Source organism: Streptomyces sp. NBC_00435 (assembly GCF_036014235.1).
Classification (GTDB): Bacteria; Actinomycetota; Actinomycetes; order Streptomycetales; family Streptomycetaceae; genus Streptomyces.
In genome coordinates, this window is sequence record NZ_CP107924.1 from 817,181 (window position 1) to 831,446 (window position 14,266).

Genomic DNA, 14,266 nt, shown 5'->3' on the forward strand with positions numbered 1-14,266 from the left:
ACACCTCATTGGATCTTCAGTTCATGAACGTTCAAACCCTTGACGGCCTCCGCGCAGGGCAGTTCACTCACGCTTCGATCCCCCCGGATCCACAACGTCAGGAGTAGCCCCGCATGCCCCTCCTCTCCGATCGTCCGCCGCGCCCACGGCACGGACGTCCCGCACGGCTGACCGTCGCGTCCCTCGCCGCCGTACTCGTCGCGGCCCTCCTCGTGCTCCTCCCGAGCACCGCCGCCACCGCGGCGCCCACGCTCCTCTCCCAGGGCAAGCCCGCCACCGCCTCCTCCGTCGAGGGCGCCGGCACGCCCGCCTCCGCGGCCGTCGACGGCGACAACGGCACGCGCTGGTCGAGCCAGTTCGCCGACCCGCAGTGGATACAGGTCGACCTCGGCGCCGCCGCCCAGCTGAGCCAGGTCGTCCTGCGCTGGGAGACCGCGGCCGCGAAGGCCTACCACGTCGAGCTGTCCACGGACGGCACCAACTGGTCCACGGCCTACTCCACGGCCAACTCCACCGGCGGGGTCCAGACCCACGACATCACCGGCACCGCCCGCTACGTCCGCGTGTACGGCACCCAGCGCACCACCGGATACGGCTACTCGCTCTGGGAGTTCCAGGTGTACGGGACGACCGGCGGGACCGGCCCGCAGCTGCCCGGCGGCGGCGACCTCGGCCCCAACGTGATCGTCTTCGATCCCTCCACCCCGAACATCCAGGCCAGGCTGGACCAGGTCTTCGCCCAGCAGGAGTCGGCCCAGTTCGGCTCCGGGCGCTACCAGTTCCTGTTCAAGCCGGGTACCTACAACGGCCTCAACGCCCAGATCGGCTTCTACACCTCGATCTCCGGACTCGGCCTCAACCCCGACGACACCACCATCAACAGTGACGTGACGGTCGACGCCGGCTGGTTCGGCGGCAACGCCACCCAGAACTTCTGGCGTTCGGCCGAGAACCTGGCGCTCAACCCGGTCAACGGCACCGACCGCTGGGCCGTCTCGCAGGCCGCACCGTTCCGCCGGATGCACGTGAAGGGCGGCCTCAACCTGGCCCCGTCCGGCTACGGCTGGTCCTCGGGCGGCTTCATCGCCGACTCCAGGATCGACGGCCAGGTCGGCAACTACTCGCAGCAGCAGTGGTACACCCGCGACAGCTCTATCGGCGGCTGGTCCAACGGAGTCTGGAACCAGGTCTTCTCCGGCACCGTCGGAGCGCCCGCACAGGGCTTCCCCGAGCCGCGCTACACCACGCTCGACACCACCCCGGTCTCCCGCGAGAAGCCCTTCCTCTACCTGGACGGCTCCGAGTACAAGGTCTTCGTCCCGGCCAAGCGCGTGAACGCCCGCGGCACCTCCTGGGGCAACGGCACCCCGCAGGGCACCTCGATCCCGCTCAGCCAGTTCTACGTGGCCAAGCCGGGCACCAGCGCCGCCACGATGAACCAGGCGCTGGCCCAGGGCCTGCACCTGCTCCTCACCCCGGGCGTCTACCACGTCGACCAGCCCATCCAGGTCAACCGTGCCGACACGGTCGTACTGGGCCTGGGCCTGGCCACCGTCATCCCGGACAACGGGGTGACGGCGATGAAGGTCGCCGACGTCGACGGCGTCAAGCTCGCCGGTTTCCTGATCGACGCGGGCCAGGTCAACTCCCCCACCCTGCTGGAGGTCGGCCCGGCCGGCACCACCACGGACCACGGGGCGAACCCGACCACCGTCCAGGACGTCTTCATCCGGGTCGGCGGCGCCGGCGCGGGCAAGGCCACGGCCGGCATGGTGATCAACAACCACGACACGATCGTCGACCACACCTGGATCTGGCGCGCCGACCACGGCGACGGGGTGGGCTGGGAGACCAACCGCTCCGACTACGGGTTCCGCGTCAACGGTGACGACGTACTGGCCACCGGCCTGTTCGTGGAGCACTTCAACAAGTACGACGTGGAGTGGAACGGCGAGCGCGGACGCACGATCTTCTTCCAGAACGAGAAGTCGTACGACGCCCCCAACCAGGCCGCCGTCCAGAACGGTTCGGTCAAGGGGTTCGCCGCCTACAAGGTCGCCGACTCGGTCAACACCCACGAGGGCTGGGGCCTTGGCAGCTACTGCTACTACAACGTCGACCCGACGATCCGTCAGGACCACGGTTTCGAGGTCCCGGTGAAGCCGGGCGTGAAGTTCCACGACCTCCTCGTGGTCTCGCTCGGCGGCAACGGCCAGTACGAGCACGTCATCAACAACACGGGCGCGGCGACGTCGGGTACGTCGACCACCCCGTCCACCGTCGTCTCTTTCCCCTGATCAACCCCTGACCCCCGGTTCGCGGGGCGACCACCGGTCGCCCCGCGTTTTCCGGGACATCCGAGAGAGCGCTCTCCCATGCCCTCCCGGGCCCTCCCGGACGCTCACGGGCTCTCCCACCCCCCAGAAGGAGCTGAACGATGAATCTCCGACCGCGGACCCTGTCCGCCCTCCTGGTCTCGGCGGCCGTCGCCGTGACCGCGGCAGCCGGTCTCGGCGCCACCGCGCTCACCGCGCAGGCCTCGCCCGACTCCGGCGACGTCCACATGAACATGGACCACTCCGCCGTGGCGGCGGTCGCCGGGGGCGACGACCCCGACGGTGACGGCTACATCCCGGCCGTTCCGCAGGTCACCGGTGTGACCTCGTCCTGGAACAACCCGCCGGACCGCTACTTCCACGAGTTCCAGGCCAATTGTTCGGTCAGCAGGACCGCCCCGGACGACCCGATCGTCTACGCGGGCCGGCCCGGCGCCTCGCACGACCACACCTTCATGGGCAACACCGGCACGGACGCCAACAGCACCACCGCCTCGCTGAGCGCCGGCGGCACGGCCTGCAACGCGGTCGGCGACCTGTCCGGCTACTGGATGCCCTCGCTCTACAACGGCAACCAGAAGATCCTGCCCACCGGACCGCAAGTCATCTACTACAAGACCGGGGTCACCGACTACACGAGCGTGCGCCCCTTCCCCAAGGGCCTGCGGTTCGTCGTCGGCAGCCCGACGCAGACGGCGGCCGAGTTCCGCGGCCACAAGGGCTGGGTCGAGGGATGGGAGTGCGGTGACAGCTTCAAGAACACCGAGTTCCCGGCGAACTGCCCGGCCGGCTCCCAGCTCAACATCCGCATGCAGTCACCCAGTTGCTGGGACGGAAGGAACCTGGACACCCCGGACCACAAGGCGCACATGGCCTACCCGGTGGTGAAGCCCGGCAACAACGACAACGTCTGCCCCGCCGACCACCCGGTCGCGGTCCCGATGGTCGAGTTCAAGATGGCGTTCCCGGTCAGCGGTGACATGTCGCAGGTCAGGCTCTCCAGCGGGTCCGGCCACACGTTCCACTACGACTTCTTCAACGCGTGGGACGACCGGACCCTGAACGCCCTCGTCGAGCACTGCATCAAGGGCGGGCTCCAGTGCAACGCCCGCGGCTACGACGAGACCCACCCGGCCGCCGGCGCCGTACTCGGCCCCGACTACCGCCTCCCGTAACGGATCCCCGCACCCGCATCCGCACCCCCACACCCTCCCAAGGAGGTTCCTGCATGCTCTCCCGCATGCGCAGCACCGTCGCCACCGCCGCCCTGCTCGCGGGCGCCGTCACCCTCGTCCCCGCGGGCCCGGCGCAAGCCGCCGGCAGCGTGGTCAAGGTGACCGGCGCCCAGGGCAACTGGCAGCTGACCGTCAACGGTTCTCCGTACCTCGTCAAGGGCGTCACCTGGGGTCCCTCCCCGGCCGACGCCGCACGCCTGCTCCCTGACGTGAAGTCGCTGGGCGCCAACACCATCCGCACCTGGGGCACCGACGGGAGCAGCGCCCAGCTGTTCGACGCCGCCGCCGCGAACGGCATCAAGGTCGTGGCCGGTTTCTGGCTGCAGCCCGGCGGCGGTCCGGGCAGCGGCGGCTGCACGAACTACGTCACGGACACGACGTACAAGAACAACATGCTGACCGAGTTCACCAAGTGGGTGCAGGCCTACCGCGAGAACCCGGCCGTGCTGATGTGGAACGTCGGCAACGAGTCGGTGCTCGGCCTGCAGAACTGCTACAGCGGCACGGAGCTGGAGAACCAGCGGGGCGCGTACACGACGTTCGTGAACGACGTGGCGAAGGCCATCCACCGCATCGACGCCAACCACCCGGTCACCTCCACCGACGCGTGGGTGGGTGCCTGGACGTACTACAAGCGCAACTCGCCCGACCTGGACCTCTACGCGGTCAACTCCTACAAGGAGGCCTGCGGGGTCAAGCAGGCCTGGGAGCAGGGTGGTTACACCAAGCCCTACATCATCACGGAGACCGGTCCGGCGGGTGAGTGGGAGGTGCCGAACGACGCGAACGGCGTCCCGCTGGAGCCCGGCGACCAGGCCAAGGCGGACGGCTACACCAACGCCTGGAACTGCGTCACGGGCCACCGGGGGGTGGCGCTGGGCGCGACGGTCTTCCACTACGGAACCGAGTACGACTTCGGCGGTCACTGGTTCAACCTGACCCCGGCCGGCGAGCGCCGCAAGATGTACTACGCGGTCAAGCGCGCGTACGCCGGCAGCACGGCCGGTGACAACCTGCCGCCCACCGTCTCGGTCCCGTCCGTCCCCGACCCGGGCGCCGTCCCGGCCGGCAAGGAGGTGACGGTCCAGGCTCCCGCGACCGACCCCGAGGGCGACCAGCTCGCGTACGAGGTCCTGTGGGGCAGCAAGTACGTCGACGGGGGCAACGGCCTGATCTCCGTGCCGTCGACGAACCTGGGCAACGGCACGCTCAAGGTCACGGCCCCGGCGAAGACCGGTGCGTGGAAGCTCTACGTCAAGGTGAAGGACGGCCGGGGCAACGTGGGAGTCGAGCAGCGCTCGGTGAAGGTGGTTCCGCCGCCGGTTTCGGGGACGAACGTCGCGCTGAACCGGCCGACGACCGCTTCCACTTACCAGAACGACGGGTACGGCGGCTGCCCCTGTGGTCCGCATCTGGCCACGGACGGCAACGACGCCACGCGCTGGGCCAGTACCTGGTCGGACGCCCAGTGGCTCCAGGTCGACCTGGGTTCGGTGAAGCAGCTGAAGCACGCGCAGCTGGTGTGGGAGACGGCGTACGGGAAGGCGTACACCATCCAGGTGTCGGACGACGGCCAGAACTGGCGTACGGCCTACGCCACTTCGACCGGGGACGGGGGCATCGACGACTTCGACATCTCCGCGTCGGGCCGGTACGTGCGCCTCGCACTGACCCAGCGGGGCACCGGTTACGGGTACTCCCTGTTCCACTTCGGCGTCTACGCCTGATCCCTGGCCCGACGCTCCGCACGCTCCGCGCGCCGCCCGAACCTGACCCGGGCGGCGCGCGGTCACGTCCACCGGACCGGGACCGGGAGCGGGTCCGGGGCGGCGCGCAGGGTCTTCGAATGGAACCGGCGGGCTCCGCTCAGAGCTCGACGACGATCTTCCCCGCGGTGTGGCCGGCCTGGCTGAGCGCGAAGGCGGCCGCCAGGTCGGCGAGCGGGAAGGACTCGGCGACCGTGACCGTGAGCTGCCCGGCGTCGGCCAGCCGGCCGAGCTCGGCCAGGTCCGCGCCGACGGGCCGGACCCACATCCACTGGCCCCCGGCGCCGAGCACCGTGTGGTCGGCGATGGACGCGTGCCGGCCGCCCTCGGCCAGTACCTCCAGGGTGGTGTCGAGGACTCCCCCGACGAAGTCGGCGACGACGGTGACCCCGTCGGGAGCCAGGTCGCGGACCCGGCCGGCGAGTCCGTCCCCATACTCGACGGGTTCGCAGCCGAGCTCCCGAAGCCGGTCGTGGTTGCGCGCGGAGGCGGTGCCGATGACCCGGGCCCCGAGGGCGCGCGCGATCTGGACGCCGAGTGAGCCGACGCCGCCCGCGGCGCCGTGCACGAGCACGGTGTCCTCCTTGCCCGTCTCCAGGCGTGTCAGCAGCTGGTACGCGGTGAGGCCGGCCAGGGGCAACCCCGCGGCCTGCTCCCAGCTCAGGGAGGCCGGCTTGGGCGCGAGGGCCCGTACGGGCACGGTGACGAACTCGGCGAAGGTACCGCCGTGCACGTAGTCCTTGCGGGCGTAGGCGACGACCTCGTCGCCGGCCGTGAACTCGGGGGTGTCGATGCCGACGTACTCCACGGTTCCGGCCACGTCCCAGCCGGGCACGACCGGGTACACGACGTCCATGAGCCCGTCGAGCCCACCCGCCATGATCTTCCAGTCGACGGGGTTGACGGAGGCGTACCGGACCCGCACGAGGACCTCGCCGGGGCCGACCTTGGGCACGGGGAGCCGGGTCTCGGAGAGCACCTCCGTCCCGCCGTACGTCTCGTACGTCATCGCCCGCATGGTGCCCTCTGCGTGTTCGGACATCGCCCTCGCCTCTCCGTGAACCGGTGGTGTCCGGTGTGTGCCCCTTCTCCATCCCACCACGAAAGGCCGCGCCCGCCCGGGGAGGACGGGCGGGCGCGGCGCGGCGGAGCGGACCCGGGGAGGCGGGGCGCAGGGCGGGGAGCCGGTGCCTACAGTGCCCGGTGGGCGGCGATCACGTCGGCGTAGTGGTGTCCGCTGCTCTTGACCGTGCGCACCTGCGTGTCGTAGTCCACGTGGACCAGCCCGAAGCGCTTGTCGAAGCCGTAGGCCCATTCGAAGTTGTCGAGGAGGGACCAGGCGTAGTAGCCGGCCAGCGGTGCGCCGCGGCGGGCCGCGCGGGCGCAGGCGGCCAGGTGGGCCGTCAGGTACGCGGTGCGTTCGGGGTCGTGGACGCTGCCGTCGGGAGCGACGGTGTCGGGGTACGAGGAGCCGTTCTCGGTGATGAGGATGCGCTGGGCTCCGTACTCCTCGGCAAGCCGCATGATCAGGGCCTCCAGGCCGCCGGCGTCGACCTCCCAGTCCATGCCGGTGCGCGGGACGCCCGGGCGGTCGATCATCCGGGCGTAGGGGGCGGGACCGTGCGGGTCGGCGGTGACCACCTGCGGGAAGTAGTAGTTCAGGCCGATCCAGTCGAGCGGGGCGGCGATGGTCTCGAGGTCGCCGGGCCGCTCGGGGAGGTCGACTCCGTAGGCCTCCCGCATGTCGGCGGGGAAGCCGCGGCCGTGGACCGGGTCGAGCCACCAGCGGTTGACGTGGCCGTCCATCCGGCGGGCGGCCGCGCGGTCGGAGTCGCTGTCGGTGGCCGGCTCGACGGTCGAGAGGTTGTTGACGATGCCGATCTGCGCGCCGGGTGCTGCGGCACGGACGGCCTGCGCGGCCAGCCCGTGGCCGAGCAGCAGGTGGTAGGAGGCGCGGACGGCCGCGGTCAGGTCGGTCCAGCCGGGGGCCATCCTGCCCTCCAGGTGGCCGATCCATGCCGAGCACAGCGGCTCGTTGAGGGTCGCCCACTGGGTGACCCGGTCGCCGAGGCGTTCCGCGACGACTCCGGCGTACGCGGCGAAGTGCTCGGCGGTGGCCCGCTCGGGCCAGCCGCCCCGGTCCTGGAGGGCCTGCGGCAGGTCCCAGTGGTAGAGGGTGACGGACGGCTCGATGCCGGCGGCGAGCAGGCCGTCGATCAACTGGTCGTAGAAGTCGAGGCCCTTGGCGTTGACCGGGCCGTCGCCGCCGGGCACGACGCGCGGCCAGGCGACGGAGAGCCGGTAGGCGTTGGTGCCCAACCCGCGCATCAGGCCGATGTCCTCGCGCCAGCGGTGGTAGTGGTCGCAGGCGGTGTCGCCGGTGTGCCCGCCGTCGATGGCGCCGGGAACGCGGGTGAAGGTGTCCCAGATGGAGGGGGCGCGGCCGTCCTCGGCCACGGCTCCCTCGATCTGGTAGGCGGAGGTCGCGGTGCCCCAGACGAAGTCGCGCGGGAGGGCGGCGAGGTCGATCGAGTCTCGGGCGGTTTCGAAACGGGTCTCGGAAAGGGTCATTTGACGGCTCCTGCCGTGAGTCCGGCCACCAAGTACCTCTGCAGCAGCAGGAATCCGGCGACGACGGGGATGCTGACGACGAGCGAGGCGGCCATGATCTGGTTCCAGTACACGTCGTTCTGCGTGGAGTAGCCCTGCAGTCCGACGGCGAGGGTCCGGGTGGCGTCGTTCGTCATGACGGAGGCGAAGAGCACTTCGCCCCACGCGGTCATGAACGCGTAGACGGCCACCGCGACGATGCCGGGTACGGCGGCGGGGATCACGACGCGGAAGAGCGCGCCGAGGGGACCGCAGCCGTCCACGGTGGCGGCCTCGTCGAGGTCGCGGGGTACCGAGTCGAAGTACCCGATGAGCATCCAGATGGAGAAGGGGAGGGAGAAGGTGAGGTAGGTGAGGATCAGCCCGCCCCGGGATCCGTACAGTGCGATCCCGGTGGTGTTGCCGATGTTCACGAAGATCAGGAACAGCGGGAGCAGGAAGAGGATCCCGGGGAACATCTGGGTGGAGAGCACGGTCACCGTGAACAGGCGCTTGCCGCGGAAGCGGTAGCGGCTGACCGCGTAGGCCGCGAAGACGGCGACGACGACGGAGCAGGCCGTGGCGGCTCCCGCGACGATCAGCGAGTTCACGAAGTACTTGGCGAGCGGGACCGTGTGCCAGATGTCGATGTAGGGGCGGACGGTGAGCCCGCTGGGTATCCAGCGGAACTGTCCGGCCACGTCCTTGAGGGGTTTGAGGGAGCTGGCGATCATCACGTAGACGGGCAGCGCGACGAATCCGGCCAGCAGGGTGAGGAAGACCGCGCGGACGACCTTGAACGAGATCGGGGGGTCGAGCGGCGACTTCGTACGGGGGCGGCGGCTGCGGTCAGGCATCGGCTTCCTTCCGTCCCCGCGTCGTGAAGAACAGGTAGACGGCGGTGACCAGCAGCAGGAAGAGCAGCAGCAGGACGGACATGGCCGAGCCGGTGCCGAAGTTCCAGGTCACGAAGCTGGACTGGTAGATGTGGATGGAGATGAGGTCGGCCGCCACGGGGGCCGATTTGCCGAACAGCACGAACGGCGTGTTGAAGTCGTTGAACGTCCACAGGAACAGCACCAGGATCAGTACCTGGTTGACGGCGCCGACCGAGGGCAGCGTGATCCGGCGGATCTGCTGCCAGATGCCGGCCCCGTCCAGCGCGGCCGCCTCGTAGAGGTCCTTGGGGATGTTCTGGAGCGCGGCCATCACGATGAGGAAGGCGAACGGCCAGCCCTTCCAGACGGACACGGTCAGCAGGGCCCAGAAGCTGTTGTCGCCCAGCAGCCAGAAGGTGTGCTGGGCGCCGCCGAGGCCCAGCTGGTCGTGGATGACGTGGTTCACCAGGCCGTTGTCCCGCTGGAACATGAACGCCCAGGTGATGACGGCCGCGTAGCCGGGCAGTGCGTAAGGGATCAGGAACAGGCCGCGCAGGAGTCCGCGGCCGCGGAAGGTCTCCTGCATGAACACCGCGGTGGCGGTGCCGAGGAACCAGCACAGGGCCACCGACAGGAGCGTGAACAGGCAGGTGGTGAAGAAGGAGTTCAGCAGCGCCTCGCCGACGGGCTTGTCGATGTCCACGGCGAGGCTGTAGTTGTCGAGGCCCGACCACGGGGCGCTGGACCAGTCACGGATGAAGAACTGGGTCAGCTTCCGGAAGCTCATCACGATGCCCATCACCATCGGTACGAGGTGGATGAGCAGTTCGAAGAGCAGGGCGGGCAGGAGCAGGAGGTAGGGCAGGGCGGCGCGGCGCAGGCGCCCGGTGCGGCGTACCCGGGCAGTGGTACGCCGCACCCTTCCCGCCGTGGCGGAGGTCATGGACGGATACTCACTTCTGCATCTGCTGCTGGGCCTTGGTGAGCTTCGCCTTGACCGACTCGGTGGTCACCGCGCGGCCGGCCGCGGCGTCGGCGAACAGCTCCTTGACGGCGGTGCCGACGGCGGTCTCGAACTGCGACTCCTCGGGGACCTGCGGGAGCGGGGCGGCGCTGGTGGAGAGGGTGTTGCGGAGTACCGTGAGGTCCTCGTTGGCGAAGGCGGGGTCCGACTGGGCGGCCTTGACCGGCGGGATGGAGCCGTAGGTCTTGTTGAGGAGCTTCTGCTCCTCGTCGCCGGTCATGAACTTCACGAACTTCAGGGAGCCGTCGATGTTGTCGGTGTTCTTGAAGACGGCCATGTTGATGCCGGCGACCATGGAGTTGACGTTCTTGCCGGTGCCCGGGGTGCCGCCGGCCGGGACCGGGACGGGAGCCGTGCCCCAGTCGCCTTCCTTCATGCCGTGGGTCTTGAAACTGCTGGCCGCGCTCTGCCAGAGCACCATGGCGGTCTTGCCGTTGGCGAAGTCCTGGAGGGACTGGTTCTTGTCGTACTCCGCGTTGCCCGGGGCGATGATCCTGTCCTTCGCCATCAGGTCGACGTACTGCTTGACCGCGTCGACGTTCTCCGCAGTGTCGAAGGTGGGCTTTCCGCTCGCGTCGAAGAAGGACGCGCCGTGCTGCTGGGAGAAGACGAAGGCCTGGTGGATGTTGTTGGACAGGTTCGCGCCCTCGGCACCCAGCGCCCACTTGCCGTCCTTGGACAGCTTCTGGCCGATGGTGACCATCTCGTCCCAGGTGGCCGGGGGCTTCTCGATGCCCGCCTCCTGGAACATCTTCTTGTTGTAGTAGAGCGCGTAGGACATCGAGTAGAGCGGGACGGCGGCCGGGTCCTTGCCCGCGGCGCCGGCCGAGCCGATGGCCGAGTCCACGAACCGGTCCTTGCCGCCGATCGCGTCGAAGTTCTTCGCGTCCCAGGGCAGGAGCGCCCCGGTGGCCTGCAGGGAGGAGGACCAGGTGTTGCCGATGTTCAGGACGTCCGGGCCCTGCCCGGAGGCGGTGGCGGCGAGGATCCGGTTGAGCAGGTCCGACCACGGCACCACTTCGAGCTTGACCTTGATCCCCGTCTGCTCCTCGAACTTCTTCAGCTCCGGGCCGAGCGTCGCCTGGTCCGCCGCGATGTCCGGGCCCTGGTTGGACGCCCAGTAGGTGATCTCCTTGGGAGACTTGTTCGAGCCCCCTTCGGTCGCGGAACCCCCTCCGCAGGCGGTGGCGGCTGCGAGCATGGAGACGGTGACGGCGGTGACGGCGGCGGCGCGGGTTCTGCGCATGGCGGCTCGGTCCCTTTCGGCAGGGGTGAAGGAGAAAGGCCGGTGGACGGTGCGAGCATCCGGCCCCAACCGGGTACTCGACGGCTCCGCTCTTTCCAGGCCTTAATTTAGGACGTGAGTTAAGCCTCGTGAAAGGGTCGCGTCAAGGGGTCGCGCAAGGGTATGTTGCGATCGATGTCAGGGCGGAAGGAGCCACATGACCACGGGGCGCAATGGACGTACGGTACGGGACCTGCGAAGGGGCAACCGCAGTGCCGTACTGCAGCGGTTGTACTTCGGCGGGCCCATGAGCCGGCAGGAACTGGGCCCCGCGACCGGTCTGAGCTCAGGGTCCGTCAGCAACGTGGTCGGTGAACTCGTCGCGGACGGACTGCTGGAGGAGGCCGGAATCGTCGACTCGGACGGCGGCCGCCCGCGTACGCTGCTGCGCGTCGCACCCGGCAGCGCACACATGATCGGCATCGACGTCGGCGAAACCCGGGTCAGGGTCGAGCTGTTCGACCTGACGCTCACCGAACTGGCGCGCACCGAGCTGCCGTTGCAACCGCGCGGCTGCTACGACGTCGGCCCGATCGTCGACCACGTACGGACCGGGATCGCCACCGTCCTCGCGGAGGCCGGGGTCGGTACGGACCGCCTCCTCGGGGTCGGCATCGGCGTACCGGGCATCGTGGACCGCGACGCGCCCGGCGGCACCGTGGTCCACGGCCAGACCATCGGCTGGGACGCGGTCCCGCTGGAGGCACTGCTGCGCGAGACGCGGGCCGTCCCTCACGATGTCCCGTACATCATCGACAACGGGGCGCGCACCCTCGGCCAGGCGGAGATGTGGTTCGGCGCGGGGCGCGGGGCGCGCGACGCGGTGGTCGTGCTCTTCGGCTCCGGCGTCGGCGCGAGCCTGATCACCGACGGCTCCCCGGACGGCGGCACCACCGAGGGCGTGCCACTGGAGTGGGGCCACCTCACGGTCCAGGTCCGGGGGCGGCGCTGCCGGTGCGGGGCGCTGGGCTGCCTGGAGGCTTACACGGGCGCGGAGTCGCTGCTGGCGCGGTGGGCGGAGCGGGGCGGCGGCGGAGGAGCCGTCGAGGGGGACGAGGAGGACGCCCTGGCCGCACTGCTGGCGGCGGCGGTCTCCGGCGACGCGGTGGCCCTGGAGGTGCTCGACGAGACGGCCGAGTACCTGGGCGCCGGCCTGTCGGACGTGATCAACCTGTTCCAGCCGGAGCGGATCCTGATCGGCGGGTGGGCCGGCCTGATGCTCGGTGCCCACATCCTCCCGGCGGTACGGGAGCACGCGAAGCGCTACTCCCTGCGCCACCCGGCCGCCCGGGTCACCATCGACATGGGCTCACTGGGCCCGGACGCCGTCACGGTGGGCGCGGCCACCCTCCCCCTGGCCGCCTTCTTCACCACGGGCGGCCGCCGCACCCCGCCGGGGCCTCCGGCGGAGGCCCCGGGCTGGCAGACGTCCCTGGAGACCCGCGGCAAGGCGCCGACGGGCGGACAGGCGGCCGCACCCGCCGGCTGACCGCCCGCCACGCCTCCGGGGCGGCCCGGTGGATCCGCGGTCAGGGCTCTACCGGGGGCACTGGTTGCCGACCTGAGTGGTGCCGACGTACAGGACGCCGAACTTGTTCATGTCGACGGTGCTTCCGGCGCCGTTGTAGGTGTTGCTCGACCACACGGCACGGGTGCTCCAGTCGGGGTACATGACGAAGTTCCCGTCCTGCTGGTAGACCACGTAAGTGCCTCCCGCGTACTGGGTGTTGGAAGCCCAGCAGACCTTCCGCCCGCCCGAGCCCTCGCTGCGGTACTCCACCAGGTTGCCATCGGACTGCATGACCAGCGTGAAGAGGCCTCCGGTCAGCGTCGATCGCTGGATGTAGTCCCCGGCACGGAGGAACTCCCCCTTCACGAGGCGGTCCGCGTAGGAGTGCGCCGAGGCGCTCCCCGCGGATCCGCCCACCACGGCGGCGGCCAGCACGCCCGTGGTGAGCGCGCCGATGACGGTACGACGCAGTCGCGTTGACATCTTGTTCCTCCTGGGGTTTCCGGCCGGTTCGGCGAACCGGCACCTCAGAACCCTAGGAACGGCCCCGATCCGGAAGTGAACGCAGCACGCGGCCTTCCTTGACGCTGCGTGCGAAGCGGCCGTCAGGCCGAGTCGCGCACGACCAGCTCCGGATCGAAGAGCACCGCCGCCGGGTCGGCCGCGACAGCCGTTCCCTCCACCCGGTCCAGGAGCAGGCGGACCATCTCCGCCGCCATGTCCTCCACCGGCTGACGGACCGTCGTCAGCCGTGGCCTGGACGCCACCGCGGCGCCGGAGTCGTCGAAGCCGACCACCGCGACGTCGTCCGGGATCCGGCGGCCGAGTTCGCGCAGCACCAGGCAGGCCCCCTGGGCCATCAGGTCGTTCGCCGCGAACACCCCGTCCAGGTCGGGCCGTTCGGCCAGCAGGACGCGCATCGCCTGCTCGCCGCCGTCCAGGGTGAAGTCCGCTTCGGCCACCCGCGCCGTGCTGCCGGACAGCGCCTCGCGGAAGCCTTCCACCCGCTCACGGCTCGCCGGCACGTCCGCCGGACCGCCGATGGCGACCAGCCTCCGGCAGCCCCGGGCCAGGAGGTGCCGCGCCGCCAGCGCCCCGCCCTCACGGTGGCGCAGGTCGACCCAGTCCAGCGGAACCCCGGGAGCCGGACGCGCGAAGAGCACCGCGGGCAGGCCGGCGGCCGCGAGCATTCCGGGCAGCGGGTCACGGCCGTCGGTGGTCACGAGCAGTGCGCCGTCCGCGCCGCCCTGCGCGAGGTACGCGAGGACCTGCGCGCGGTCCGCCTGCCCGTCGGCGAACAGCAGCACCGGATGCACCCCGCGCGGACGCAGCGCCCGTACGACCCCGCTCACCACCCGCCCGAAGAAGGGGTCACGGAAGACCCGGTCGGTGTCCGCACCCGCGCCCGAAACCACCAGCGCGACCGCGCCCGACCGCCGGGTGACCAGGGAGCGGGCCGCCCGGTTCGGTACGTACCCGGTCTCGGCGACGGCCCGCTGGACCGCCTGCTGGATGACGGGATCCACATTGCGCACGCCGTTGACCACGCGGGACACCGTGGCCCGGGACACCCCGGCCGCGCGCGCCACGTCCTCCAGGGTCGGCGCCGTCCCGGCGGCGGTGTTCGCTGCGTCCATGGCGGC

Annotated in this window: 11 protein-coding genes; 4 read left to right on the top strand and 7 right to left on the bottom strand. The window is 70.3% G+C overall.

The window, feature by feature from the left end; genetic code table 11:
- Positions 1 to 113: 113 nt before the first annotated feature.
- The 3 genes from OG389_RS03605 (at position 114) to OG389_RS03615 (ending at position 5,298) form a co-directional block, all read left to right on the top strand.
- Positions 114 to 2,297 carry a discoidin domain-containing protein gene (locus OG389_RS03605; protein WP_328296987.1) on the top strand — a complete coding sequence of 728 codons (2,184 nt, stop codon included), beginning with the start codon at positions 114 to 116 and terminating at the stop codon, positions 2,295 to 2,297.
- A gap of 140 nt (positions 2,298 to 2,437) precedes the next feature.
- Entirely contained in the window at positions 2,438 to 3,511 is a 1,074-nt protein-coding gene (locus OG389_RS03610) for a DUF1996 domain-containing protein (RefSeq protein WP_328296988.1), read from the top strand.
- 53 nt (positions 3,512 to 3,564) lie between these two features.
- Positions 3,565 to 5,298, top strand: a complete 1,734-nt coding sequence (locus OG389_RS03615; protein WP_328296989.1) for a discoidin domain-containing protein — start codon at positions 3,565 to 3,567, stop codon at positions 5,296 to 5,298.
- A 139-nt stretch (positions 5,299 to 5,437) separates the two neighbouring features.
- On the opposite strand, the gene OG389_RS03620 is transcribed toward OG389_RS03615, so the two are convergent.
- The 5 genes from OG389_RS03620 to OG389_RS03640 form a co-directional block, all read right to left on the bottom strand.
- Entirely contained in the window at positions 5,438 to 6,355 is a 918-nt protein-coding gene (locus OG389_RS03620) for an NADP-dependent oxidoreductase (protein ID WP_328303494.1), read from the bottom strand.
- Between the two features lie 173 nt (positions 6,356 to 6,528).
- Positions 6,529 to 7,908 carry a GH1 family beta-glucosidase gene (locus tag OG389_RS03625; RefSeq protein WP_328296990.1) on the bottom strand — a complete coding sequence of 460 codons (1,380 nt, stop codon included), beginning with the start codon at positions 7,906 to 7,908 and terminating at the stop codon, positions 6,529 to 6,531.
- The gene (locus tag OG389_RS03630) at positions 7,905 to 8,783 is read right to left on the bottom strand and encodes a carbohydrate ABC transporter permease (protein WP_328296991.1); all 879 of its coding nucleotides are present in this window, start codon (positions 8,781 to 8,783) and stop codon (positions 7,905 to 7,907) included. Before OG389_RS03630 ends, OG389_RS03625 begins: the two co-directional genes overlap by 4 nt.
- Positions 8,776 to 9,747, bottom strand: coding sequence for a carbohydrate ABC transporter permease (locus OG389_RS03635; protein WP_328296992.1), 972 nt, complete (start codon positions 9,745 to 9,747; stop codon positions 8,776 to 8,778). The genes OG389_RS03630 and OG389_RS03635 overlap by 8 nt, the downstream gene beginning before the upstream one ends.
- 10 nt (positions 9,748 to 9,757) lie before the next feature.
- Positions 9,758 to 11,074: an ABC transporter substrate-binding protein gene (locus OG389_RS03640; protein ID WP_328296993.1), complete on the bottom strand. Its 1,317-nt coding sequence runs from the start codon at positions 11,072 to 11,074 to the stop codon at positions 9,758 to 9,760.
- Between the two features lie 196 nt (positions 11,075 to 11,270).
- On the opposite strand from OG389_RS03640, the gene OG389_RS03645 reads away from it, so the two are divergent.
- The gene (locus OG389_RS03645; RefSeq protein ID WP_328296994.1) at positions 11,271 to 12,602 is read left to right on the top strand and encodes an ROK family transcriptional regulator; all 1,332 of its coding nucleotides are present in this window, start codon (positions 11,271 to 11,273) and stop codon (positions 12,600 to 12,602) included.
- A gap of 48 nt (positions 12,603 to 12,650) precedes the next feature.
- On the opposite strand, the gene OG389_RS03650 is transcribed toward OG389_RS03645, so the two are convergent.
- The gene (locus tag OG389_RS03650; RefSeq protein WP_328296995.1) at positions 12,651 to 13,106 is read right to left on the bottom strand and encodes a hypothetical protein; all 456 of its coding nucleotides are present in this window, start codon (positions 13,104 to 13,106) and stop codon (positions 12,651 to 12,653) included.
- Positions 13,107 to 13,228: 122 nt separating this feature from the next.
- A complete protein-coding gene (locus tag OG389_RS03655; RefSeq protein ID WP_328296996.1) occupies positions 13,229 to 14,260 on the bottom strand; it encodes a LacI family DNA-binding transcriptional regulator in 1,032 nt (343 codons plus the stop codon).
- Positions 14,261 to 14,266: the final 6 nt, after the last annotated feature.

Coding starts and splice junctions, on each gene's coding strand:
- OG389_RS03605 (WP_328296987.1), top strand. CDS start 114: ATGCCCCTCCTCTCCGATCGTCCGCCGCGCCCACGGCACGGACGTCCC.
- OG389_RS03610 (WP_328296988.1), top strand. CDS start 2,438: ATGAATCTCCGACCGCGGACCCTGTCCGCCCTCCTGGTCTCGGCGGCC.
- OG389_RS03615 (WP_328296989.1), top strand. CDS start 3,565: ATGCTCTCCCGCATGCGCAGCACCGTCGCCACCGCCGCCCTGCTCGCG.
- OG389_RS03620 (WP_328303494.1), bottom strand. CDS start 6,355: ATGCGGGCGATGACGTACGAGACGTACGGCGGGACGGAGGTGCTCTCC.
- OG389_RS03625 (WP_328296990.1), bottom strand. CDS start 7,908: ATGACCCTTTCCGAGACCCGTTTCGAAACCGCCCGAGACTCGATCGAC.
- OG389_RS03630 (WP_328296991.1), bottom strand. CDS start 8,783: ATGCCTGACCGCAGCCGCCGCCCCCGTACGAAGTCGCCGCTCGACCCC.
- OG389_RS03635 (WP_328296992.1), bottom strand. CDS start 9,747: ATGACCTCCGCCACGGCGGGAAGGGTGCGGCGTACCACTGCCCGGGTA.
- OG389_RS03640 (WP_328296993.1), bottom strand. CDS start 11,074: ATGCGCAGAACCCGCGCCGCCGCCGTCACCGCCGTCACCGTCTCCATG.
- OG389_RS03645 (WP_328296994.1), top strand. CDS start 11,271: ATGACCACGGGGCGCAATGGACGTACGGTACGGGACCTGCGAAGGGGC.
- OG389_RS03650 (WP_328296995.1), bottom strand. CDS start 13,106: ATGTCAACGCGACTGCGTCGTACCGTCATCGGCGCGCTCACCACGGGC.
- OG389_RS03655 (WP_328296996.1), bottom strand. CDS start 14,260: ATGGACGCAGCGAACACCGCCGCCGGGACGGCGCCGACCCTGGAGGAC.